General features: G+C 69.7%; 20 protein-coding genes and 1 riboswitch. Of the genes, 12 read left to right on the top strand and 8 right to left on the bottom strand.

The window, feature by feature from the left end:
• Positions 1-242: 242 nt before the first annotated feature.
• From ASD78_RS05285 to ASD78_RS05265, 5 genes are all read right to left on the bottom strand, one after another.
• Positions 243-473, bottom strand: coding sequence for a DUF6289 family protein (locus ASD78_RS05285; RefSeq protein WP_055903762.1), 231 nt, complete (start codon positions 471-473; stop codon positions 243-245).
• A 189-nt stretch (positions 474-662) separates the two neighbouring features.
• Complete coding sequence (locus ASD78_RS05280) at positions 663-1,319, bottom strand: HAD hydrolase-like protein (protein WP_082575438.1); 657 nt, start codon at positions 1,317-1,319, stop codon at positions 663-665.
• Complete coding sequence (locus ASD78_RS05275) at positions 1,316-2,491, bottom strand: phosphoglycerate kinase (RefSeq protein ID WP_056098865.1); 1,176 nt, start codon at positions 2,489-2,491, stop codon at positions 1,316-1,318. The genes ASD78_RS05280 and ASD78_RS05275 overlap by 4 nt, the downstream gene beginning before the upstream one ends.
• Positions 2,492-2,657: 166 nt before the next feature.
• The gene (locus ASD78_RS05270) at positions 2,658-4,040 is read right to left on the bottom strand and encodes a DUF3999 domain-containing protein (RefSeq protein WP_082575437.1); all 1,383 of its coding nucleotides are present in this window, start codon (positions 4,038-4,040) and stop codon (positions 2,658-2,660) included.
• On the bottom strand, positions 4,037-6,793 hold the full coding sequence (locus ASD78_RS05265; RefSeq protein ID WP_056098859.1) for a DUF2339 domain-containing protein: 2,757 nt from the start codon (positions 6,791-6,793) through the stop codon (positions 4,037-4,039). The genes ASD78_RS05270 and ASD78_RS05265 overlap by 4 nt, the downstream gene beginning before the upstream one ends.
• A gap of 127 nt (positions 6,794-6,920) precedes the next feature.
• Positions 6,921-7,211, top strand: a riboswitch (cobalamin riboswitch).
• 376 nt (positions 7,212-7,587) lie between these two features.
• On the opposite strand from ASD78_RS05265, the gene ASD78_RS05260 reads away from it, so the two are divergent.
• The 3 genes from ASD78_RS05260 (at position 7,588) to ASD78_RS05250 (ending at position 11,789) form a co-directional block, all read left to right on the top strand.
• A complete protein-coding gene (locus ASD78_RS05260) occupies positions 7,588-9,936 on the top strand; it encodes a ribonucleoside-diphosphate reductase subunit alpha (RefSeq protein ID WP_056099845.1) in 2,349 nt (782 codons plus the stop codon).
• A 157-nt stretch (positions 9,937-10,093) separates the two neighbouring features.
• A complete protein-coding gene (locus ASD78_RS05255; RefSeq protein WP_056098857.1) occupies positions 10,094-11,110 on the top strand; it encodes a ribonucleotide-diphosphate reductase subunit beta in 1,017 nt (338 codons plus the stop codon).
• A 304-nt stretch (positions 11,111-11,414) separates the two neighbouring features.
• Positions 11,415-11,789: an acyl-CoA thioesterase gene (locus ASD78_RS05250; RefSeq protein WP_055903777.1), complete on the top strand. Its 375-nt coding sequence runs from the start codon at positions 11,415-11,417 to the stop codon at positions 11,787-11,789.
• A 232-nt stretch (positions 11,790-12,021) separates the two neighbouring features.
• On the opposite strand, the gene gap is transcribed toward ASD78_RS05250, so the two are convergent.
• A complete protein-coding gene (gene gap / locus ASD78_RS05245) occupies positions 12,022-13,026 on the bottom strand; it encodes a type I glyceraldehyde-3-phosphate dehydrogenase (protein ID WP_055903780.1) in 1,005 nt (334 codons plus the stop codon).
• 271 nt (positions 13,027-13,297) lie between these two features.
• On the opposite strand from gap, the gene ASD78_RS05240 reads away from it, so the two are divergent.
• The 7 genes from ASD78_RS05240 to modC all read left to right on the top strand — a co-directional run bounded on the left by ASD78_RS05240 (position 13,298) and on the right by modC (position 18,543).
• Complete coding sequence (locus tag ASD78_RS05240) at positions 13,298-13,924, top strand: OmpW family outer membrane protein (RefSeq protein ID WP_055903783.1); 627 nt, start codon at positions 13,298-13,300, stop codon at positions 13,922-13,924.
• 132 nt (positions 13,925-14,056) lie between these two features.
• The gene (locus tag ASD78_RS05235) at positions 14,057-14,851 is read left to right on the top strand and encodes a S1/P1 nuclease (protein ID WP_055903786.1); all 795 of its coding nucleotides are present in this window, start codon (positions 14,057-14,059) and stop codon (positions 14,849-14,851) included.
• 75 nt (positions 14,852-14,926) lie between these two features.
• Complete coding sequence (locus tag ASD78_RS05230) at positions 14,927-15,790, top strand: MBL fold metallo-hydrolase (RefSeq protein WP_055903789.1); 864 nt, start codon at positions 14,927-14,929, stop codon at positions 15,788-15,790.
• 7 nt (positions 15,791-15,797) lie between these two features.
• The gene (locus tag ASD78_RS05225) at positions 15,798-16,313 is read left to right on the top strand and encodes a hypothetical protein (RefSeq protein WP_056098854.1); all 516 of its coding nucleotides are present in this window, start codon (positions 15,798-15,800) and stop codon (positions 16,311-16,313) included.
• Positions 16,314-16,395: 82 nt separating this feature from the next.
• Positions 16,396-17,184 carry a molybdate ABC transporter substrate-binding protein gene (gene modA / locus ASD78_RS05220; protein WP_056098850.1) on the top strand — a complete coding sequence of 263 codons (789 nt, stop codon included), beginning with the start codon at positions 16,396-16,398 and terminating at the stop codon, positions 17,182-17,184.
• Positions 17,185-17,197: 13 nt separating this feature from the next.
• Positions 17,198-17,890 carry a molybdate ABC transporter permease subunit gene (modB, locus tag ASD78_RS05215; protein WP_055903798.1) on the top strand — a complete coding sequence of 231 codons (693 nt, stop codon included), beginning with the start codon at positions 17,198-17,200 and terminating at the stop codon, positions 17,888-17,890.
• On the top strand, positions 17,887-18,543 hold the full coding sequence (modC, locus tag ASD78_RS05210) for a molybdenum ABC transporter ATP-binding protein (protein ID WP_056098845.1): 657 nt from the start codon (positions 17,887-17,889) through the stop codon (positions 18,541-18,543). Before modB ends, modC begins: the two co-directional genes overlap by 4 nt.
• A 168-nt stretch (positions 18,544-18,711) precedes the next feature.
• Here modC and ASD78_RS05205 read toward each other — a convergent pair whose 3' ends face one another.
• Positions 18,712-20,205 carry a TonB family protein gene (locus ASD78_RS05205; RefSeq protein WP_056098842.1) on the bottom strand — a complete coding sequence of 498 codons (1,494 nt, stop codon included), beginning with the start codon at positions 20,203-20,205 and terminating at the stop codon, positions 18,712-18,714.
• Positions 20,192-20,563 carry a BlaI/MecI/CopY family transcriptional regulator gene (locus tag ASD78_RS05200; RefSeq protein ID WP_055903807.1) on the bottom strand — a complete coding sequence of 124 codons (372 nt, stop codon included), beginning with the start codon at positions 20,561-20,563 and terminating at the stop codon, positions 20,192-20,194. Before ASD78_RS05200 ends, ASD78_RS05205 begins: the two co-directional genes overlap by 14 nt.
• A gap of 84 nt (positions 20,564-20,647) precedes the next feature.
• Here ASD78_RS05200 and ASD78_RS05195 point away from each other — a divergent pair, with 84 nt between their 5' ends.
• On the top strand, positions 20,648-22,582 hold the full coding sequence (locus ASD78_RS05195) for an acetyl-CoA hydrolase/transferase C-terminal domain-containing protein (protein ID WP_056098839.1): 1,935 nt from the start codon (positions 20,648-20,650) through the stop codon (positions 22,580-22,582).
• Positions 22,583-22,923: 341 nt separating this feature from the next.
• Positions 22,924-23,616, top strand: a complete 693-nt coding sequence (locus tag ASD78_RS05190; RefSeq protein WP_055903811.1) for a hypothetical protein — start codon at positions 22,924-22,926, stop codon at positions 23,614-23,616.
• Positions 23,617-23,710: the final 94 nt, after the last annotated feature.

The following is a 23,710-nucleotide window of genomic DNA, read 5'->3' as shown; positions in this document are numbered from 1 at the left end:
AGCGCGGCATCGTCGTGGCGCCCACGCTCACGGTGGCGCGGGCGGCACGCGACGCCGCGCACGGAAACGCGCGGCGACGGCTTGCGAACAGCGGTGGAACCGTAGGATGCGATGAGCCATGGGCGAACCGCCTCGCCGCGATGCTTCGCTACGCGGCGCCTGTGTCGGTGATCCGCAGCGATGCGTTTCGCTGCGCTCACCGCATCCTACGTCGGGGAGGCCGATGCGGGACCCTGCTGCGCTCAGTCGCAGATCCAGGTGTTGCGGGTGTAATGGGTGGTGCGGATGCCCCAGGACAGATACTGGCCGCCGCAGTTGGCGGTGGCGCCGCCGACCTCGTTGCCGGCGTCGTCGAAATAGATCACCGAATAAGCCTCGCCGGCGCGTCCGGCGACGGCGGCGCCGGCCAGCAGCAGCCCGAGCAGGGCCGCGGCGATCAGCGTGTTCGACAGCAGAAATCCCTTGCGACGCATGATGCGATCTCCGGTTCGACGCGGTCTCCTGACCGCAACCGGACGCTACCCCCCGCCGCCGCCGCAAACCTTGATCCGGTTCACAGGCGGCCGAGCGGAGGCCGCGAATTGGGCGCAGCGGCACATCCGCACGCGCGCCGGCCGACGTGCGGCGCTTGCGGCGCCGCGCGATGCCGCAGTGCGGCAGCCTCAGGCCGCGAGCAGTGCCGGCAGTTGCTCGGGCGCGTCCACCAGGCGTTGCGCGCCGGCCCGACGCAGTTCCTCTTCGCCGCCGAAGCCCCAGAGCACGCCGATGTTGCGCATGCCGTGGTGGCGCGCGCCTTCGATGTCCATACGCCGATCGCCGATCATCCAGCAGTCCTGCGCGGTCAACGACAGGCGCTGCAGCGCCTCGGCGATCAGCTCGGGCTTGTCGCTGAGACGGCCGTCCAGGGTCGAGCCGATCACGTCTTCGAAACGGTGGCCGAACGGCAGGTGATCGATGATCTTGCGCGCATGCGGCTCGTTCTTGGCGGTCACGATCGCCAGCCGGTGTCCGGCCGCATGCAGCGATTCCACGGTCCGCTCGATTCCGGCGTAGACCTCGTGCTCGGCCCAGCCGTGGGTTTCGAAGCGTTCGCGGTAGTGCTCGACCGCGCGCTCGACCTGCTCGGGCTGCGCGAACAGCGGCCCGAAGCTGGTGCGTAGCGAGGGGCCGATCCAGCGCCGCAGTTCGGCCTGCGGCGGCACCGGATGCTGCATCTGGGTCAGCGCATGGGCGACGCAGCGGGTGATGCCGACCGCCGAGTCGATCAGGGTGCCGTCCAGGTCGAAGAACAGCGTCGGCGCGGCCGTGGCCACGCTCACGCGCCCGCCTGCTTGAGCGCGGCGACCGCCGGCAGTTCCTTGCCTTCGAGGAATTCGAGGAAGGCGCCGCCGCCGGTGGAAATGTAGCTGACGTCGTCGGCGATGCCGTACTTGTCGACCGCGGCCAGGGTGTCGCCGCCGCCGGCGATCGAGAACGCCTTGGACGCCGCGATCGCGCGCGCCAGGGCCTGGGTGCCGTGGCCGAAAGCGTCGAACTCGAACACGCCGACCGGGCCGTTCCAGACCACGGTGCCGGCGTTCTTGATCAGCTCGGCGTAGCGCGCGGCGGTGTCCGGACCGATGTCGAGGATCATGTCGTCGGCGCCCACCGCATCGACGGCCTTGACCGTGGCCGGCGCGTCGGCGGCGAAGGCCGGCGCGACCACCACGTCGGTCGGCACCGGAATGTCGGCGCCGCGCGCCTTGGCGTCGGCCATGATCTGCTTCGCGGTGCCGATCAGGTCGGTTTCGACCAGCGACTTGCCGACGCCGTGGCCGAGCGCGGCGATGAAGGTGTTGGCGATGCCGCCGCCGACGATCAGCTGATCGACCTTGCCGACCAGCGAGGACAGCAATTCCAGCTTGGTCGAGACTTTGGAGCCGGCGACGATCGCCAGCAGCGGACGCGCCGGCTGCTCCAGGGCCTTGGCCAAGGCATCGAGTTCGGCCATCAGCAGCGGGCCGCCGGCGGCGAGCTTGGCGTGGCGGATCGCGCCGTGGGTCGAGGCCTGGGCGCGGTGGGCCGTGCCGAAAGCGTCCATGACGAACACGTCGCACAGCGCGGCGTACTTCTTCGACAGGGCGTCGTCGTCCTTGCCCTCGCCGGGGTTCATGCGGCAGTTCTCGAGCAGGACCAGCTGGCCGGGCTGCACATCGACGCCGTCGACCCAGTCCTTGATCAGCGGCACGTCGATGCCGAGCAACTGCGACAGGCGCGCGGCCACCGGCGCCAGCGAATCGGCTTCGCTCCACACGCCTTCCTTGGGCCGGCCCAGGTGCGAGGTCACCATCACCGCGGCGCCTTTTTCCAGCGCCAGCTTCAGGGTCGGCAGCGCGGCCAGGATGCGTTGTTCGGAGGTGATGCGGCCGGCGTCGATCGGCACATTGAGATCTTCTCGAATCAACACGCGTTTACCGGCGAGATCGAGATCGGTCATGCGGACGATGGACACGGAGGCCTCCTGGGCGCGGACAAAGGGGGAAGGCGGCGGCGCGCGCGGGGCCGACTGCCGGAGCCGGACATTGTAAAGGCCGGCATTTGGGATTCGGGATTTGGGATTCGAAAATGCGAAAGGCCCGCGATGGCGGGCCTTGGTCGCTGCGACGAATCCCGACCGTCTACGCCGCCGGCGGCGCGCTGCCGCGCAGCAAGGCGACGGCGAATCCGGCGACCACCACGGCGCCGACCACCAGCACCGCCCACAGCAGCCAGGTGCGCCAGTTGCGCTCGGGTTCGTCCGGCACCAGCGCAGCGGCGCCGGCCAGGGCCTGCATCGGGCCCAGCGCGGCCTCGGCCGGGCGCCAGGTCGGGCCGCGCTCGGCCTGCAGCGCCAGCATCGTCTGCGGCAGCGGCAGGTCTTCGCGCGCCGTGCGCGCACTACCGGCGACCAGGGCGTAGGGCGGTGTGCCCTGGGCGATGAACACCATCATCTCGGGCTGGTAGCCCAGGCGCAGGCTCGGTTCGCCGGGCACCGCCGCGTCGGCGCTCAAGCGCCAATAGCGGTCGTCGCTGCGCACCGGCAGCGCCCGCGACGAGGAGCGGCCGTCGCTGCCGACGCGGTAGGCGGTCCACGGCGCCAGCCGGCGCTGCCAGGGCGCGTCGGTGCGGTCGCGGCTTTCCAGGTTCCAGCCGACCGCGTAATTGCCGGGCAGCGCGACGTCGATGCGCTGGATCGGAAAGCGGCCGTCGAGTTCGAATTCGAAACGCGCGCCCTTCTCGCCGGCGCGCTCGGCGGCGACCCGGCGGCCCTTGAGCTGGCGCCAGCGCAGCGGCGAGGGATCGGCGCTGGCGTCGAGTTCGGCGCTGACCGCGCGGATCGGCGCGACCGCGTCGGGGTTGGTCGGGCTCAGGCGCAGGTAGCGCGCGCGCAGGCCGTCGGGGTCGAACGCGATCCGGCGCTGCAGCAGGCGGCGGCCGCCCTGCTCCAGATCGACCAGACGTCCGCGCGCGACCACATCCCGCCAATGTTCGAGGTCGTCGCTGGCTTCGACGCGGTAGGTGGCGTCCAACGCGGTGCCCGGCGCCCAGTCCAGTTCCAGCGCGCGGATCGGCGCGCGCAAGGTGCTGGCGTCGATCAGCAAGGCGGTCTGCGGCCCGATCGACGCGCCGCGGCCGATGCCGCGCGCCTCGACCCGGCGCAGGCGGCCGTCGGCTTCGACTTCGCTGACCAACTGCCACTCCTGGGCGCCGCTGGCCGGACGCGCCGGCAAGGCGAACCAGGGCAGGCTGGCGCGGACCGCCGCGCGCGCTTCGCCCGGACCGGGCCGGTACAGCGCGGCCGGCACCGGATTGCCGGCGCCGTCGATCACGTCGACATCGCGCAGGCCGGAGCGGCGCGCATGTTGGTAGACGCTGTCGTCGAGCGCGACCCGGTACGCGCCCGCGCCTTCGCTGCCCAGTTGCAGCGGCCATTGCTGGGCGTAATCGTCGCGCGGCCCGGCGCTCGCCAACGCGGGCAAAAGTACGAGAGCGAACGCAGCGACAGTACGGGCCAGGCTCATGCCGGGATCTCCGGTTGGCGGTCTTCGGCGTCGGCGGCCCGGCTCGGCGGCGCCGGCGCGAGGTAACCGACCAGCGTGCACAGCAAGCCGTATGCGATGAACGAGGCGATGCCGAGCAGGTTGCCCAGGTGGGTGCGGTCGACCAACACCAGCTTGGCCAGCACCACCGCCATCAGCACCGCGCCGGCCAGCCACAAGGCGCGCTGGCCACGGCGCGAACCGATCACCCAGCCGAGCACGCCGAGCAGGCTCCAGACCACGGTCAGGCTGGTCTGAACCAGGCCGGTGCCGAACATCGCGCCATCCCAGGGCACGCCGCCCCAGTGATGGGTCGCGCGCAGGGTGACGACGGTGATCAGGGCGAAGCCGGCGGTCGCCAGCAGCGGCACCCGGCGTGCGCGCAGATCGTCCGGGCCCACCGGCGAGGCCAGCCAGAACGCGAACAGCGCCAGCACCGCGAGCTGGCTCAGATCGAGCGGATTGAGCAGCGGCAGCCACGGCAGCGGCGCGCTCGCGCCGGGCTGGCCGAGGGCGACGATCGCGCCCAGCACCAGCGCGAACAGGAACGTGCCCTGGACCGCGCCGCGCCATTGCCCGAAACGCTCGCTCAGCGGCGCCGCGATCGCGGCCGGACGCCATTGCAGCGCCGCCGCCATCGCCAGGAACGGCAGCGCCAGCGCAGCCCAGGTCCAACCGTCGCCGACCGTGTTGCGGCCGACGAACTCGTGCAGCGACAGGCTGGCCGCGAGCGGCCAGGCCCACAGCCAGGCCGCATGCGCGACACCGAGCTCGCCGCCGGCCCGATCGCGCAGGCAGCGCAAGGCGCGCGCACCGGCGATCGCGTAGACCAGCCAGGCCGCCAGGCCATAGCCGCCGAACGGGTGCAGATGCGCCGACTCCTGCGCGAACGCCAGCGGCAGCGCCGCGGCCAGACCGGCCGCGACCGTCCAGGCCAGCGCGCGCGCCGGCAGACGGCGATAGGTCTCGGCCGCGAGCCAGGCGCTGAGCGCGGCGAACGCGAGCACCGCGTCGGCGCGCACGTCCGACATCAGAAAGCGCTCGATCTCGCCCAGCGCGTTGCCGCACCACCAGCCCAGGCCCCACAGGTAATAGGCCAGGGCGAAGCCGCGCCGCTCGGCGCGGCGATAGCTCCAGGCGCTGGCGAAAGCGGCCAGCGCGATCAGCAAGGCGCCCATGAAACGCGCGTTGAGCAGCGCGGTCAGCGGCTCGGGACCGTCGCTGACGCCGATCGCGAAACCGCCCGCGGCGAACAGCTGCAGGGCGAAGCCGGCCAGCTGCGGCAGGATGCGTTGTTGACGCAACCCCAGCCAGACCAGCGCCGCGCCTTCGACCGCGAACACGCAGGCGGTGCTCTGCGCCGACAGCGCCAGCGGCACCGCCAACGTCGCGAAGCCGACCGCGAGCAGCGCATACGGCGTGGCCAGCGCGGCGAAGTGCTCGCGCCGCTGCAGCCACCACGCCAGCGCCGCGTACAGCGCGGCCAGGCCTAGCGCGCAGAATGCCAGCGGCATGCGCTCGCCTTCGAGCAGGCCGGCCTGCAGCATGAACGCGATCAGCGGCGTGCCGAACACCAGGCAGCCGTCGATCAGGTCGCGCTTGCCGGCCGGACGGCGCCAGGCGTACAGGATCGGAATCAGCAGATAGAAGCCGAAGAACAGCAGCAGGAACGGTTCGGTGGTCGCGTAGTCCTGCGCGCGGTAACTCAGTACGCCCCAAGCGGTGCCGATGCCGAAGGTGAAGACGAAACCGAGCAGGTTGAGCGCGCGCCACGGCCGCCACCAGGCGATCGCGAAGATCGCCGCGTTGAGCACCGCGTAATAGCCGAACAGGGCGACGTGGTTGCCCTGCCCGGTCGAGAGCCAGATCGGCGCCATGAAACCAGCGAGGATGCCGAGCAGGGCCAGCGCGATCGCGTTCTGCCGCACCGCCAGCACGCCGGCGCCGGCGACCAGCACGATGCTCAGCCCGAACGCCGGGCCCGCTTCGATCAGGCCGTACAGCTTGAAGGCCGCGAATACCACCAACAGCAGCACGCCGATCGCGCCGCCCTGCAGACTCAGGGCGAAACTGCGCTTGCGCTCGCGCTGGTACCAGCCGAACACCACTCCGCCCAGCGCGGCCAGGGCGATGCCGGCCAGGCGCAGTTCGATCGGAAAGCGCATCCAGCCCTGATCGGTCGCGTACTTGAGCAGGGCCGCGACGCCGGCGAACAGCACCAGCATGCCGACCTTGACCGGCACGTTGCCTTCGGTGAACCAGCGTTTGACCGCACGCACGAATACGGTGGCCGGATCCGGCGGCGGCGGACGACGCACCGCCGCAGGCGCGGCGCGCGCCGGTGCGGCGGCCTGCGGGCTCGGCGGCGGCGTGTCGAACACCGCGCGCGGTGGCGTCGACGGCAGGGGCGGCGGTGCGACCGGCGGCGGAACCGACGATTCGGGCACAGGCGTCCGTGGCGGCGCAATCGGCGTGGCATCGACGCGACTTTCGGGCACCACGGGTGTGGGCGCGCTGCGCATCAGCTCGTCCAGGGTCGGCTCGGCGGCCATCGCGGCCTCGCGCGCATCGACCGGGGCATCGGCCGCACGGGCGGCTCGCGAGCCGAGCTCGTCGACCCTCGCCTCCAACATCGCGACCCGGCCCTTGAGGCCGGAGATCATCACCAGCGCCGCGATCAGCAGCGCCGGTACCGCCAGCAGCACCAGCACCAGCAACGTCACCAGTCCTGCCATCGCGCCGCGCCCCCTGTCCTTGTCGCCCCGCACGTTAACACCAAGCGCGCCGCTGCGAGGGCGCCGGGATTTTATTTCGAATCTGCTGTCGCTCACCACATATCGTGTTGACGGATCGAAGTACCCCTAATATGTTGTGTCCGTCGGTGCCGATCGCGAGATCGGCTTAATAGGGAAGCCGGTGCGGACCCGTCCTTCTGGACGGCGACAAAGCCGGCGCTGCCCCGCAGCGGTATGGGAAACGAACGTGGTCATTGCACTGGGCGCCCGGCGCCTGGGAAGCGACCACCACTAGGAGGAGCCGAGGAGCGAGTAGAGAGGAGTGAGACGCGGGCCGAGGCCTGCCGACCACCGCTCTTAACTCGCCCCTCGCTCCAAGTCCCGAGCCCGAAGACCTGCCGACAGCCGCGCGTCGCACACCGCGCGGTACCGGCTCAGGAGTCTTCGGGGGAAGGCGGCCGGTGTCGTTCCGCCGCCTCGGTCTTCCGTCGCGGCCGCAGCCCGTCTCGGACTGCGCGACACCCTGTCGTCATCCTCGAACACTTCGCGCCCGCGGGGGCGCACGCCGCAACGCCGACTCCACCCGGTGTTGCGTCCTGCGTCCGCGCACGTCGGCCCTCGAGGGAGGCCGGCGACCCGTGCGCCCACGCATCGGAGCCCCCATGACCGCCACCACCGAAGCGCCCGCCGCAGCGAGCACCTCCTCTTCCGCCCCCTCCCCCACCGAAGCGCCCGCGCGCAAGACCGACGCCGCCCCCGGTTTCGCCCTAACCCCGCCGGCCGCCAACCTCACCATGAGCGTGACCAAGCGCAGCGGACGCCGCGAGCCGGTCGACCTCAACAAGATCGTGCGCGCGGTCACCCGCTGCGGCGAGGACCTCTACGCGGTCGATCCGATGCGCGTGGCCACCCGCACCATCTCCGGCCTCTACGACGGCGCGACCACGCGCGAGCTCGACGAGCTGTCGATCCGCACCGCCGCCCTGCTCACCGCCGAGGAACCCGAGTACGGCCGCCTCGCCGCGCGCCTGCTCAGCAACGTGATCGAAAAGGAAGTCGCCGGCATCGAGATCCATGCGTTCTCGCAGTCGGTCGTGCGCGGCCACGAACTGGGCCTGATCAACGACCGCCTGCTGAGCTTCGTGCAGGCCAACGCGCGCAAGCTCAACGACGCCATCGACCGCAGCCTGGACGCGCGCTTCGACTACTTCGGCCTGCGCACTCTGTACGACCGCTACCTGCTGCGCCACCCGACCGCGCGCACCGTGATCGAAACCCCGCAGCAGTTCTTCCTGCGCATCGCCTGCGCGCTCAGCGAAGACGTCGGCGACGCCCTGGCCCTGTACCGGCGCATGGCCCAGCTCGACTACATCCCGTCCTCGCCGACCCTGTTCAACGCCGGCACCACCCACGAGCAACTGTCGAGCTGCTTCCTGCTCGACTCGCCCGAGGATTCGCTGGAGTCGATCTACAAGCGCTACATGGACGTGGCCAAGCTCAGCAAGTTCAGCGGCGGCATCGGCCTGAGCTACACCCGCATCCGTTCGCGCGGCTCGCTGATCCGTTCCACCAACGGCCTGTCCAACGGCATCGTGCCGTGGCTGAAGACGCTCGACGCCTCGGTGGCCGCGGTCAACCAGGGCGGCAAGCGCAAGGGCGCGGCCTGCGTCTACCTGGAGCCGTGGCATGCCGACGTCGAGGAGTTCCTGGAACTGCGCGACAACACCGGCGACGAAGCGCGCCGCACCCACAACCTCAATCTCGCCAACTGGATTCCCGACGAATTCATGCGCCGGGTCGAGGCCGACGCCGACTGGTCGCTGTTCGATCCGGCCAAGGTGCCGCAGCTGACCGACCTGTGGGGCGAAGCTTTCGAGCAAGCCTATGCCGCGGCCGAAGCCGCCGGCCTGGCGGTCAAGAAGGTCAAGGCGCGCGACATCTACGGCCGCATGATGCGGACCCTGGCGCAGACCGGCAACGGCTGGATGAACTTCAAGGACAAGTCCAACCGAGCCTCCAACCAGACCCTGCGCGACGGCAACGTCATCCACTTGTCCAACCTGTGCACCGAAATCCTCGAGGTCACCTCGCAGGACGAGACCGCGGTGTGCAACCTGGGCTCGATCAACCTCTCCCACCACGTCGAGATGTACGAAGACGGCAAGGGCGCTTTCGATTTCGACAAGCTCGCCGAAACCGTGCGCCTGGCCGTGCGCCAGCTCGACCGCGTGATCGACCTGAACTTCTACCCGATCGAGACCGCGCGCCGCGCCAATCTGAAGTGGCGCCCGGTCGGCCTGGGCTCGATGGGCCTGCAGGACGTGTTCTTCAAGCTGCGCCTAGCGTTCGATTCCGAGGCCGCGCGCAAGCTGTCGCAGGACATCGCCGAGGCGATCTACTTCCACGCCCTGTCGGCCTCGAACGAACTCGCGCTGGAACACGGCCGCCATCCCGGCTTCGACGACACCCGCGCCAGCATCGGCGAGCTGCAGTTCGAAGCCTGGGGCGTGACCCCGTCGCAGCCCGAGCGCTGGGACGCGCTGCGCCAGCGCATCGCCGAACACGGCCTGCGCAACTCGCTGCTGATCGCGATCGCGCCGACCGCGACCATCGCCTCGATCGCCGGCTGCTACGAATGCATCGAGCCGCAGGTGTCCAACCTGTTCAAGCGCGAAACGCTGTCCGGCGACTTCCTGGTGGTCAACAAGTACCTGGTCGAGGAGCTCAAGAAGCTCGGCCTGTGGACGGCGGAGATGCGCGACCGGATCAAGATGGCCGAAGGCTCGATCCAGTCCGTGCACGAAGTGCCCGAGTCGCTGCGCCAGGTCTACCGCACCGCCTGGGAACTGCCGATGCGTTCGCTGATCGACATGGCCGCCGAGCGCGGCGCCTACATCGACCAGAGCCAGTCGCTGAACCTGTTCATCGAAAGCCCGAACATCGGCCAGCTCAGCTCGATGTACATGTACGCCTGGAAGAGGGGCCTGAAGACCACCTACTACCTGCGCTCGCGCCCGGCCACCAAGATCGCCAAGAGCACGGTCAGCGCGCCGGTGGCGGCACCGCCGAAGCCGGAATACACCCCGGACGAAGCGATCGCCTGCTCGCTGGAAAACCCCGAGTCCTGCGAAGCCTGTCAGTAATCCCCACCGCTTCGCTTTAGCCCCTCTCCCGCCTGCGGGAGAGGGGTTGGGGTGAGGGCAGCCCGCTCGCGACTTCACCGCCAGCCAAGCGCCCTCATCCGCCCTCCGGGCACCTTCGCCTGCACGCGGGAGAAGGAAAGCAATTCAAGGAAATCCCATGTCCCTCGCCACGCCCCGCCTGCTCGATCCCGGTTTCGATCTCACCCTGCGGCCGATGCGCTATCCGCATTTCTACGAGATGTACCGCGACGCGATCCGCAACACCTGGACCGTCGAAGAGGTCGACTTCTCGCAGGACGTCAACGACCTCAAGCACAAATTCGGCCCGGCCGAGCGCCATCTGGTCGAGCGCCTGGTCGCGTTCTTCGCCACCGGCGACAGCATCGTCGCCAACAACCTGGTGCTGAATCTCTACCAGCACATCAACGCGCCGGAAGCGCGCATGTACCTGTCGCGGCAGCTGTACGAAGAAGCGCTGCACGTGCAGTTCTACCTGACCCTGCTCGACACCTACCTGCCTGATCCGAATGAGCGCGCCAAGGCCTTCGACGCGGTCGAGAACATTCCTTCGATCCGGGCCAAGGCCGAGTTCTGTTTCCGCTGGATCGATTCGGTGCAGGACCTCAAGCGCATCGAGACCCGCGAGCAGCGCCGCCAGTTCCTGCTCAATCTGATCTGCTTCGCCGGCTGCATCGAAGGCCTGTTCTTCTTCGCCGCCTTCGCCTATGTCTACTATCTGCGTTCGCGCGGCCTGCTCAACGGCCTGGCCTCGGGCACCAACTGGGTGTTCCGCGACGAAAGCTGCCACATGGCCTTCGCCTTCGAAGTCATCCGCACCGCGCGCGAAGAGGAGCCCGACCTGTTCGACGCCGATCTGCGCGCGCAGGTGGTGAAGATGTTCGAGGATGCGGTGGATTGCGAGCTGCAGTTCGCCCAGGACGTGCTGTCCGGCGGCGTGGTCGGCCTGTCGCTGAAGGACATGCGCCAGTACCTGGAGTACTGCGCCGACCAGCGCATGGCGCAGCTCGGCATGCCCAAGCATTTCGGCTCGACCAACCCCTTCGGCTTCATGGACCTGCAGGACGTGCAGGAAGTGACCAACTTCTTCGAACGCCGGGTCTCGGCCTACCAGGTTGGCGTGCAGGGCGAAGTGGCGTTCGACGAGACGTTCTGAGGACATCGAAGTGCGCCTCTCCGCTCAAAGCCCCTCTCCCGCCTGCGGGAGAGGGGTTGGGGTGAGGGATGAGAGCCAAAGGCGCGAATGCCTTTGCTCTCGTTCCCCCTATTGAAGATCAAAAGCCCCCTCACCCTAGCCCTCTCCCGCAAGCGGGAGAGGGAACAGTTCGCCGCGGCGCCACTCTCATCGCTAAAGCCCCTCTCCCGCCTGCGGCGCCCGAAGGGTGTGCAAGGCTGAGAGGGGTTGGGGTGAGGGATGCTGCGACGCCACTCTCGTCGCTTATCTCCAACACACAAGCCCCATGACCGAAGCCCGCATCATCGAAATCGTCTTCCCCGACCACACCAACCACCTCGGCACCCTGTTCGGCGGCCAGGCGCTGGCGTGGATGGACAAGGCCGCGTTCGTCGCCGCCTCGCGCTACGCCCGCCGCACCGTGGTGACCGCGCGCTCGGAGCAGATCGACTTCCATACCGCCGTACCCAAGGGCGCGCTGGTCGAACTGATCGCGCGCGTGGTCTCGGTGGGGCGCACCTCGATGCAGGTCGAGGTCGAGATGCACAGCGAGGACCTGCTCAGCGGCGAGTCGCAGCTGGCCACGCGCGGCCGTTTCACCATGATCGCGCTGGACCGCGAGGGCGTGCCGACGCCGGTGCCGCCGTATCCGGAAGATTGACGCGCCTGCGCCGACCAGCATCTTGGTCGAGATCGGCAGGAACTTGCGCAGGTCGTTGAGCTGCGAATCCAGCTCATGATTCAGCGACGGCCGCGACCTGAGCCGACGACGGCTCTTCCTGCGGGCCGGGGAAGACTCGGGACCGCTACGTGCTCGACCTTCCGAAGAAGACGTCACAAAGAAAAAGCCCCGCAACCGCGGGGCTTTCTCGCATCGCCAGGACCGTCGCGGCTTACTTGCCCGCGACCACCTTGACCATTTCCAGGCACTTGTTCGAGTAGCCCCACTCGTTGTCGTACCAGCTCACCAGCTTGACGAAAGTGCCGTCGAGCGCGATGCCGGCGTCGGCGTCGAAGATCGAAGTACGGGTGTCGCCGCGGAAATCGGTGGCGACCACCTTGTCCTCGGTGTAGCCCAGGATGCCCTTGAGCGCGCCTTCGCTCTGCGCCTTCATTTCGGCGCAGATCTCGGCGTAGGTCGCGTCCTTGACCAGTTCGACGGTCAGGTCGACCACCGAGACGTCCGAGGTCGGCACGCGGAACGACATGCCGGTGAGCTTCTTGTTGAGCTCCGGGATCACCACGCCGACCGCCTTGGCCGCGCCGGTGCTGGACGGGATGATGTTCTCGAGGATGCCGCGGCCGCCGCGCCAGTCCTTGTTGGACGGACCGTCGACGGTCTTCTGGGTGGCGGTGGCGGCGTGCACAGTGGTCATCAGGCCGCGCTTGATGCCCCACTTGTCGTTCAGCACCTTGGCCAGCGGGGCCAGGCAGTTGGTGGTGCACGAAGCGTTGGAGATGATCGCCTCGCCCTTATAGGTCTTGTCGTTGACGCCGTAGACGAACATCGGCGTGTCGTCCTTGGACGGCGCCGACAGCACGACCTTCTTGGCGCCGGCGTCGAGGTGCTTCTGCGCGGTGGCCTTGTCCAGGAACAGGCCGGTCGATTCGATCACCACCTCGGCGCCGACCTCGTCCCACTTGAGGTTGGCCGGATCGCGTTCCTGGGTCAGGCGGATCTTCTGGCCGTTGACGATCAGGGTGTTGCCCTCGACCGCGATCTCGCCCTTGAAGCGGCCGTGGACCGAGTCGTACTGGAGCATGTAGGCCAGGTAGTCCGGCTCGAGCAGGTCGTTGATCGCGACGATCTCGATCTCGCCGCCGAAATTCTGCACCGCCGAGCGCAGCACGTTGCGTCCGATGCGGCCGAAGCCGTTGATGCCTACCTTGATCGCCATTTCTGCAAACTCCTGGGCCCGCAACACGCGGCTGGGATGGGAAACCGCCATTGTAGCAAGCGCGGGCCCGACCCCGGCCCGACGCCGCCCCCGGCCCGGGGCGGCCCAGGCGGGCTGGACGCCGGGGCGGCCTCCGGACGGGCGATATTGCAACCAAAGTCAAGGACGGGCAGGATTCGGCGCACATAAAGTGGGTGGCGATCCATGCGGTAACGCACCGAACTACGCCAAGCCCGATCAAATCAGCTCGATCCAACAGGGGATTCAAGGAATGAACAAGCGTACTTACGGTGGCGCGATCGCCGCCCTGGCCCTGGCCTGCCTGTCGCAATCCGCCCTGGCCCAGTCGGCCGGCACCTGGAGCGTCGGCGTCGGGGTCCACCAGGTCTCGCCGACCTCCGACAACGGCAGCGTCCTGGACGGCGAGTTCGACCTGGAGGTCAGCGAAAGCGTCCAGCCGACGGTGACGCTCGAGTATTTCATCAGCAACGACCTGGGCATCGAGGTGCTGGCCTCGCTCCCGTTCGAGCACGACATCGACATCGTCGACGTCGGCCAGGTCGCCACGACCAAGCAGCTGCCGCCGACGGTCACCCTGCAGTACCACTTCAACAGCCGCGGCATGGTTTCGCCGTTCGTCGGCGCCGGCATCAACTACACCCTGTTCTTCAGCGAGAAGACCAGCGGCGCGCTCGAAGGCACCACGATCAAGCTCAAGGACTCCTGGGGCCCGGCCGCGCACGCGGGCGTGGACTTCATGCTCGGCGAGAGCGGCGCGATCCGGGTCGACGTGCGCTGGATGGACATCGACACCGATGTCGAGGTCGACGGAGTCAAGATCGGCACCGCCCAGATCGATCCGCTGACCTACGGCGTCGCCTACATCTACCGGTTCTGAGCCCGCCGACCAAGGCGGCAGCCCCGGCGTTGCGGCGGTACCGCGGCGCCGGGGCGCGAACCGACAGGAGCGGCACCATTCGTGTGCACTGATTACAGCCGGGAACCCTGCCGTCTCCGGTAAAGTGGCGTCATGATCCGCGCCCTCTCCCTCGCCCTACTTCTGCTGCTGCCGATCGACGCCCTGGCCTGGGGCCCGCTCGGCCACCGCCTGGTCGCGTTGCTGGCCCTGGACGAACTCGATCCGGCCGTGCGCCGCGATATCGACGAACTGCTGGCCGGCGAACCCGACCCGACCCTGCCCGGCGTCGCCAACTGGGCCGACGAACTGCGCGCCAACGACCCCGACCTGGGCAAGAAGAGCGCGAAGTGGCACTACGTCAACATCGCCGAGCACGACTGCGTCTACCAGCCCGAGCGCGACTGCCCCGGCGACGCCTGCGTGGTCGCGGCGATCCGCGACCAGAGCCTGATCCTGGCCGACCGCCACCGTCCGCGTGCCGAACGCCTGCAGGCATTGAAGTTCGTGGTCCATTTCGTCGGCGACGTGCACCAGCCGCTGCATGCCGGCTACGCCCGCGACAAGGGCGGCAACGACGTCCAGGTCAACCTCGGCGGGCGCGGCACCAACCTGCACGCGCTGTGGGACAGCGGCATGCTCAACCGCGCCGGCCTGGACGAGGCCGCCTGGCTGCAACGCCTGCGCGCGCTGCCGCTGGCGGTGGCGCTGTCGGAGCCGCCGCTGCCGCCGGATTCGGCGGGCTGGGCCGAGGCCTCCTGCCGGATCGCGCTGCAACCAGGCTTCTATCCGCCGCGGGCGACGATCGACGACGAATACGTGCAGACTTGGCGACCTGAAGCCGAAGCCCAGCTGCGCCGCGGCGGCACCCGCCTCGCCGCCCTGCTCAACGCCGCACTCAAGCGCTGAGCGCGACGCAAAACGCCGCGCGCCGCACACCGCGCGCAGGCTCCATCGCACGGACGCCGCAGTCAGAGGAAGCCGATGTCCCCGCAGGTGCAGTCCTTCCATCATGCCGACACCGGGACCTGGAGCTATCTGGTCGTGGACCCGGCGACGTCGCAGGCCGCGATCGTCGATCCGGTGCTCGACTACGACGCGCGTTCCGGCCGCACCGGCGGCAACTCGGCGCAGGCGATCCTCGATGCTGCGCAAGCCTGCGGCGCGGACGTGCGCTGGCTGCTGGAAACCCATGCCCACGCCGACCACCTCACCGCCGCGCACTGGCTGAAGCAGCGCCTGCCGCAGGCGCGCATCGCGATCGGCCGCCGCATCCGCGAAGTGCAGCGCACCTTCGTACCGGTGCTGGGCCTGGACGCCAAGGTCGAAGCCGACGGCAGCCAGTTCGACCACCTGTTCGAGGACGAGGAAACGTTCGCGATCGGCGAGCTGCGCGCACGCGCCATCGCGGTGCCCGGCCACACCCTCGACAGCCTGGCCTACCTGATCGACGACGCCCTGTTCGCCGGCGACTCGCTGTTCATGCCCGACAGCGGCACCGCGCGCTGCGATTTCCCGGGCGGCGACGCGGCCATGCTGTACGCCTCGATCCGGCACCTGTACGAACTGCCCGACGCCACCCGCGTGTTCGTCTGCCACGACTACGGCCCCGACGGCCGCGCGCCGCGCTGCGAAACCAGCATCGGCGAACAGAAGCGCGCCAACATCCACCTCCGCGACGACACCGTCGAAGCCGAGTTCGTGCGCATGCGCGAGGCCCGTGATGCGACCCTGGCGGTGCCGGCGCTGATCCTGCCGGCCTTGCAGGTCAATCTGCGCGCGGGCGCCCTGCCCGAGGCCGAAGACAACGGCGTGCGCTACCTGAAGATTCCGCTCAATCAGCTCTGAGGCCGCCATGAGCCCGATCCGCCTGCCGCTCGCGATCGCCTGCCTGCTGATCGGGGCCCAGTCGACCGCTGTCGCCGCGGAGCCCGATAAGAACCCGCACGCGCATGCCTCCGATCCGCCGCAGCGCATGGCGCCGATCGACGTGGCCCTGGACGCGGCGAAGATCGCGGGCCTGCCGCGCGTCGTCGCCACCGGCAACGCGCACGGCAAGACCCTGAGCTGCGAAGGCGTGTCGCTGGCGGCGCTGCTGCGCGCGTCCGGCGCCATGCCCGAGGAACCGCTGCGCGGGCCGCAACTGGCGCGCATGGTGGTGGTGTCGGCGCGCGACGGCTATCGCGTCGCCTACTCGCTGGCCGAACTCGACGCCAGCCTGGGCGCACGGGAGGTGGTCCTGACCGACCGTTGCGACGGCGCCGCGCTCGGCGCGGACGACGGTCCCTGGCGCCTGATCGCGCCGGGCGAATCGCGGCCCGCGCGCTGGATCCGCCAGATCGAATCGATCCGCGTGATCGACGCGCCCTGATCTTTCCCGCAGCGCGTCCACGCCTCTGCGCTGCAGCGGTTTCGCGCTACGCTCGCGCCGTGGCCCCTGGAGCTGTCCCCTCATGATCCTGTCGCGTCGCCGCTGGCTCGCCGCGTTCTGCGCCCTCGGCCTGTCCCTGGCGGCCAGCGCCGCTGCCGCTCCGCCCAAAGCCGAGCCGATCACCGTGTTCGCCGCGGCCAGCCTCAAGGAAGCGCTGGACGAAGCCGCGGTGGTCTACGAGGGCCAGACCGGTCAACCGCTGCGGATGTCCTACGCCGCCAGTTCGGCGCTGGCGCGGCAGATCGAACAGGGTGCGCCGGCCGACGTGTTCGTGTCCGCCGACCTGGACTGGATGGATTACCTGCAGCAACGCAAGCTGATCGACGAGGGCAGCCGCCGCAACCTGCTCGGCAACAGCCTGGTGCTGATCGCGCCCAGGACCAGCAGCGCACAGGCGCTGACGCTGAAACCCGGCGTCGATCTGCGCCCCTTGCTCGGCGACGGCCGCCTGGCCTTGGCGCTGACCGCGAGCGTGCCGGCCGGCAAGTACGCGCGCGCCGCGTTCGAATCGCTGGGCGTGTGGCGACAGTTGCAGCCCAGGGTCGCCGAAGCCGAAAACGTGCGCGCGGCCTTGATGCTGGTCGCGCGCGGCGAAGCGCCGCTGGGCGTGGTCTATGCCAGCGACGCGCGCGCCGAGCCGAACGTGCGCGTGCTCGCGACCTTCCCGGCCGACACCCACCCCGCCATCGTCTACCCGGTCGCGCGCATCCGCGCCAGCAAGCGCGCGCAGACGGCCGCGTTCGTGCGCTGGCTCAAGACCCCGGCGGCGGCGACGGTGTTCCGCCGCCACGGCTTCGCGGTCCTGGACTGAGCGCGACCGGCGCATGTTCGACTTCAGCCCAGCCGAACTGACGGCGATCGCACTGAGCCTCAAGGTCGCGACCGTGGCGGTGCTGGCCAGCCTGCCCTTGGGCGTGGCGATGGGCTGGCTGCTCGCGCGCAAACGCTTTCCCGGCAAGCTCTTGCTCGACGCGCTGCTGCATCTGCCGCTGGTGCTGCCGCCCGTGGTGACCGGCTACGTGCTGCTGATCCTGTTCGGCTCGCAGGGGCCGATCGGGCGGTTCCTGTCCGACTGGTTCGGCGTGAGCTTCGCGTTCCGCTGGACCGGCGCGGCGCTGGCCTGCGCGATCATGGGTTTCCCGCTGATGGTGCGCGCGATCCGGCTCTCGATCGAAGCGGTCGACCGCCGCCTAGAGCAGGCCGCCGCGACCCTGGGCGCGAACCCCTGGCGGGTGTTCTTCGGCATGACCCTGCCGCTGGCCCTGCCCGGCGTGATCGCCGGCGCCGTGCTCGGCTTCGCCAAGGCCCTGGGCGAGTTCGGCGCCACCATCACCTTCGTGTCCAACATCCCCGGCGAAACCCAGACCCTGTCGTCGGCGATCTACGGCCTGCTGCAGGTGCCCGGCGCCGAATCCGGGCTGTGGCGGCTGACCGTGGTCGCGGTCGCGATCTCGTTCGGCGCGGTACTGCTGTCGGAATGGCTGGTGCAGCGCCAGCGCCGCGAGACGCAGGCATGAGCGCCGCGCCGACCTATCTGCTCGACTTCAGCCTGCGGCGCGGCGCGTTCGAGCGCAGCGTGAGCATCCGCAGCGAACGCCGGGTGATCGCCCTGGTCGGCGACTCGGGCGCCGGCAAGACCTCGCTGCTGCACGCCATCGCCGGCCTGCTGCGGCCGCAGCGCGGCCGCATCGAGATCGGCGGGCGCTGCCTGTTCGATGCCGCCGCCGGCATCGACCTGCCTGCGCATCGGCGCCGGATCGGCTACGTGTTCCAGGACGCGCGCCTGTTCCCGCACCTGGATGTGCGCCGCAACCTGCTCTACGGCCTGCACGGCGACGCCCGGGCCGCGCCGCGGTTCCAGTTCGACGCCGTCGTCGACCTGCTGGGCATCGATGCCTTGCTGTCGCGTTCCACCGCCGGCCTGTCGGGCGGTGAGATGCAGCGCGTGGCCCTGGGCCGCGCGCTGCTGTCGCAGCCGCAGATCCTGCTGCTGGACGAACCGCTGTCGATGCTGGACATGAATCGCCGCGACGAGCTGCTGCCGTACCTGCAGCGGGTGCGCGACGAGATCGCACTGCCAATGATCTACGTCAGCCACTACCCGGACGAAGTGCGCCGGATCGCCGACGAGGTCCACGTCGTCGGCGATGGATCGCAACGCACTGCCTAGCCTGCACTTGAACGCACCACAGCCGCGCTTGGATCAGCCCTGCCCGACCTGGATCGGATCCAGCGTCGCGGCACCGCCCGACGTACCCGGTTCGGCCGGCTTGGATGTGGCGAAATCCACCGGCACCTGCACCCAGGATTCGACCGGCGCGCCGCCTTCGACGGCGGGTTAGAAGCGCCACGTGCTCGCCGCCGTCACGGTGCTGCTGTCGAGCTCGGCATCGCCGGAACTGCGCGCCAGCTTGACCTCCTGCGCGCTGCCGTCGGCACCGACTTTGATCTGCAGCAGCACACGGCCGCTGACTTTGCGGCCCTTCGGGTACGGCGGCGGCGATAGCGCGCCGTACTGCGCGACCGCGCGGTCGGCAGCGACGGCCGCAACCGGCGTCGACGCTGTCGCGGCGGAGGACGCCGACGCCGGAATAGGCGGCGGCGGCTTCACCGACGCCGTCAGCGTCACCGTGACGTCGATGCCCTGCAGGGTTTCGGTCGGGCCGGAACCGCGCACGCTGCCCAGCGTGATCCGTGCGGGCTCTCCGTTGCGCATCAGCAAACGCGGCTCGCCCAGGGTCTTGCCGTCGCGCTGCAGCGAGGCTTCCAGGCTCAACTGGCCTGCGCGCGTGGGCAGCACTTTGCCTTCGATGCGCCAGGACGAACCGCGCGCCTCGAAAGGCTCGCCGAGGCGCTGGATCAACGAGAAGTTTTCCGGTTGCCCGCCATCGAGGGCGATCGCGAAGTCGGCGCGCACGAAGTCCGTCGGCGCGGCGGGCGCGCGCCGCGGCTGCGCCGACCAGGCCGCGGTGCCGGTGGCGGCGGCGAGCAGTGCGATCAGGACGGCGCCGGCTTTCCAGCGCCGGGACGAAACATCGGGACGCTTCAGCATTTCTATTCTCTCCTTGAGCGGATGACCGTGGCCCCATTGGCACCCCAGAGGCGCGGGGCGCGACGCCAACGAGGTCTTGAGCATGGCTTCGCCGTAGGCGCGTCGTGCCTGCGGGTGGCGCCGGATCACGCGCTGGTCGCAGGACAGTTCCTGATCGTGGCGAAAGCGATGCGCGGCGTAGTGCAGCAAGGGATTGAACCAGTGCAGGCAGCGCAGCAGCGCCACCGCGGCATTGAGCAAGAGGTCGCCGCGCGCGATGTGCTCGCGCTCGTGGGCGCGCAGCAACGCCTGCTGCTGCTCGCTGTAGCGCTGTTCGAAGTCCTGCGGCAGCACGATCGCCGGTCGCAGCACCCCGATCGCGGCCGGCAGGCCCGCGACCGCATCGGCCTGATGCAGTCCGTCGGCGCGCAGGCGCAGCCGCCCCAGCGCGCGCACGAAGCGGCGCTGCTGGACGGCGAAGACCAGCGCGGTCGCGAGCGTGCCGGCCAGCCACAGCATCAGCGCCAGCGTCGGCAGCGATAGCGGCGCCGACCCCGAGGCCGCCGCAGTCGACGGCGACGCGACCACGGCCATGACCGGCACGAGCGACGGCATCGGCGCCGATGCCGCCGGCAGCAACACCGCGAACATCGCCGCCGGCACCAGCGCCCACAGCGCATAGGCCGCGCCGGCGCCGAAGCCGCGCCGCAACGGATGGCGCAGCAACAACACCAGCACGATCGCGCCACTGCCGGCGAGCGCGGTTTCGATCAGCGCGGTCAGCAGCTCAAGCTTGTCCATCGTCCAGCTCCTCCAGCAGCTTGCGCAGTTCGGCGATGTCCTTGCGGCTGAGCTTGCGCTGCTCGCTGAAGTGCGCGACCAGCGGCGCGACCCGGCCGTCGAACAGGCGTTGCAGCAGGCCCTGGCTCTCCTCCAGCACCCAGTCCTCGCGCTTGAGCACCGGCGCATACAGATAACGCCGGCCCTGCTTCTCGGCGCGCACCGCGCCCTTGTTCAAGAGTCGGTTGAGCAGGGTCTTGATGGTCGCCTCCTGCCAGTCCTGGCGCTCGGACAGCGCCGCGACCACGTCCTCGGCGGCGAGCGGATGCCGCCGCCAGAGCACGTCCATCACCACCGATTCGGCTTCGCTGATCTGCATCGATTACATCCGTAATTTTTCTTGAGATTACACCCGTAAACGACGATGTCAAGCGATCCGCCGGGCCGATGCGATACTGCCGCCATGACCGCACCCGCCCGCTTCGAACGCATCGACGACGCCGTCGACTTCCTGCTCGCCCGCACCCAGGGCCCGCTGCACGTGGGTGCCCCGCTCGGCCTGGGCAAGCCGCACCGGCTGTTGAATGCGCTGTACGCGCGGATCGCCGCCGATCCCTCGCGCGCGCTGCATCTGTACACCGCGCTGTCGCTGGATCCGCCCGGCGCCGGCAAGGGCCTGGAGGGCCGCTTCGTCGGGCCGTTCGCGCGCCGCCACTTCGGCGACGACTTCCCGCGCCTGGCCTACGTGGACGCGCTCAAGCGCAATACCCTGCCCGCGCATATCGAGATCGAAGAGTTCTACCTGCAATCCGGCGCGCTGCTGAATTCGCCGCCGGCGCAGCAGCGTTACGCCAGCCTCAACTACACCCACGTCGCCCGCGCGCTCGCCGACCGTGGCGTCAACGCGATCGTGCAGAAGGTCGCGCGCCGCGACGGCGACGCGCGGCTGTCGCTGTCGTGCAATACCGACCTGACCCAGGACGCGGTCGATGCGATCGTCGCCCGCGGCCTGCCGCGGCCGCTGCTGATCGCCGAGGTCGATCCGCAGCTGCCCTGGCTGGGCGGCAGCGCGACGGTCGCCGAGGATTACTTCGACGCGGTGGTGACCCCGCCCGGCCCGCATCCGAAACTGTTCGGCCTGCCGCGCCAGCCGGTGACCGACGCCGACTATGCGATCGGCTTCTACGCCAGCACCCTGGTGCGCGACGGCGGCACCCTGCAGATCGGCATCGGCGCGCTCGCCGACGCGCTCTGCCACGCGCTGGCGCTGCGCCACGCCGACAACGCCGGCTACCGGCGCGTGCTCGCGGCGCTCGACCCGGCCCTGGCCTCGCGCCCGGACCTGGCGCCGTTCGCCGAAGGTCTGTACGGCTGCAGCGAAATGATCAACGAGGGCTTCCGGCGCCTGGTCGAAGTCGGGGTGATCCGGCGCAAGGTGGTCGACGACGAAGCCCTGATGCGCCGCATCGCCGACGGCCGCGCCGACGATGCCGATCGCGCCGTCCTGGAACGCGACGGCGAATATCTGCACGGCGGCTTCTACCTGGGCTCGCCCGAGTTCTACGACTGGTTGCGGCACCTGCCCGAGGACCAGCACCGCGGCATCGGCATGCGCCGCATCAGCGAGGTCAACGAACTCTATGGTGGCCACGAAGCGCTGGAACGCCTGCAGCGCCGCGACGCGCGCTTCTTCAACACCTGCATGATGGCGACCGCGCTGGGCGCGGCGGTGTCGGACGGCCTGGCCGACGGCCGGGTCGTGTCGGGGGTCGGCGGGCAGTACAACTTCGTCGCCATGGCCCACGCCCTGCCCGACGCGCGCTCGGTGCTGATGCTGCGCGCGACCCGCGACGCCGGCGGCGAGAACCGCTCCAACCTGGTGTGGAACTACGGCCACACCACCATCCCGCGCCATCTGCGCGATATCTACATCAGCGAGTACGGCATCGCCGACCTGCGCGGCCGCGCCGACGAGGACTGCGTGCAGGCGATGGCCGCCATCGCCGACGCGCGCTACGGCCGCGGCCTGCTGGACACCGCGCGCCGCGAAGGCAAGCTGCGCGCCGACTTCAGCCTGACTGCCGCGGCCCGCCGCAACACTCCCGAGCATCTGCGCCAGGCCCTGGCGCCGCTGCGCCGCGAGGGCCTGCTGCCCGACTATCCGCTGGGCAGCGACTTCACCCCGGTCGAGGAGCGCCTGGTACGGGCGCTGGGCTGGCTCAAGGCCGCCACCGCGAGCCGGACCGGCAAGCTGGCCACGGTCGCGCGCGCCCTGCTCGGCGGCAGCGGCGACGACGCCGAGGCGCTGGCGCGCATGGACCTGGCCGCCCCGTCCGGCCTCGGCGCCAGGCTGGAGGCCCGGCTGCTGGCGCTGGCGCTGCGCGAAACGCGGAGTTGAGCCGGCCCACTCCAGCTTTCTGTGGGAGCGGCGTAAGCCGCGATCGCGAATTCGCCAGTCGCGGCGCCGCCCCCGCCGGTAGCCATCGCGGCTTACGCCGCTCCCACAGAAAGCTGGGCGCTCCGGTGCAACGGAGCCAGCGCCACGGACCGTGAGACCGCCATCGCGGCTTACGCCGCTCCCACAGAAAGCTGGGCGCTTCGGTGCAACGGAGCCAGCGCCACGGATCGCGAGACCGCGGTCGCGGCCAGCATCGCTCTCTCGGGGGCACGGCACGACACCGATGGCCGGGACGGCGGCCGCTTATACTTCCCGGCTACGAACCCTGGAGCGCGTCGCGGATGTCCGCCGAGAACGTCTACAAGCATTTCTACCGCACCCTGCGCCTGGGCGCGGCCGAACTCAGCGACGGCGGCGGGCCGTTCGGCTTCGACATCACCACTGCGCTGGAATTCGACTACCTGATCGAACGCTACCAGTGCGACGCGATCATCGAGACGGGCTCCAACGTCGGCGACACCACCGACTACCTGGCGCGCACCTACCCGCACCTGAGCATCGTCACCTGCGACGTGGTCGACCGTTACGTGGATCTGGTCAAGCGCCGGGTCGGCTTCATGCCGCATACCCATGTCGAAAAGCTCGATTCGCCCGAGCTGATCGCGAAATTCCGCGACCAGTTCCGCTGCCCGCTGTACTACCTCGACGCCCACTGGTACGACGCCTGGCCGCTGGAGCGCGAACTGGCGCTGATCGACAACGGCGTGGTCTGCGTCGACGACTTCAACATCGGCAACCCCCGCTTCGGCTTCGACAGCTACAAAGACGTCGAATGCGGGCCGGGCATGCTCAGCCGTTTCATCGACAAGGTCCCGGTCTACTACACCAACAATCCCGACGCGCAGTACGAGTTGCCCTGCCTGCAGGACGGCCGGCGCGGCGGCAAGGCCTATTTCGCGATCGGACAGCAGCACGACCACCTGCGCCATCACCGCTACTTCAAGCGCCACGACACGCCGCGCCCAGCGGCCTGAGCGCGATGCCCGGCCGTCGTCGCCCGCGACGACGGCGTCCCGGCAGCGGCGTCCATGCCGTTATCCATGACATGGAAACCGTCGAGCGCGCCCG

This window comes from Lysobacter sp. Root667, assembly GCF_001427715.1.
In the GTDB taxonomy this organism is placed as follows: domain Bacteria; phylum Pseudomonadota; class Gammaproteobacteria; order Xanthomonadales; family Xanthomonadaceae; genus Lysobacter.
The sequence above is the reverse complement of the archived record's forward strand: the minus strand, read 5'-3'. Positions and strand labels throughout refer to the sequence as shown.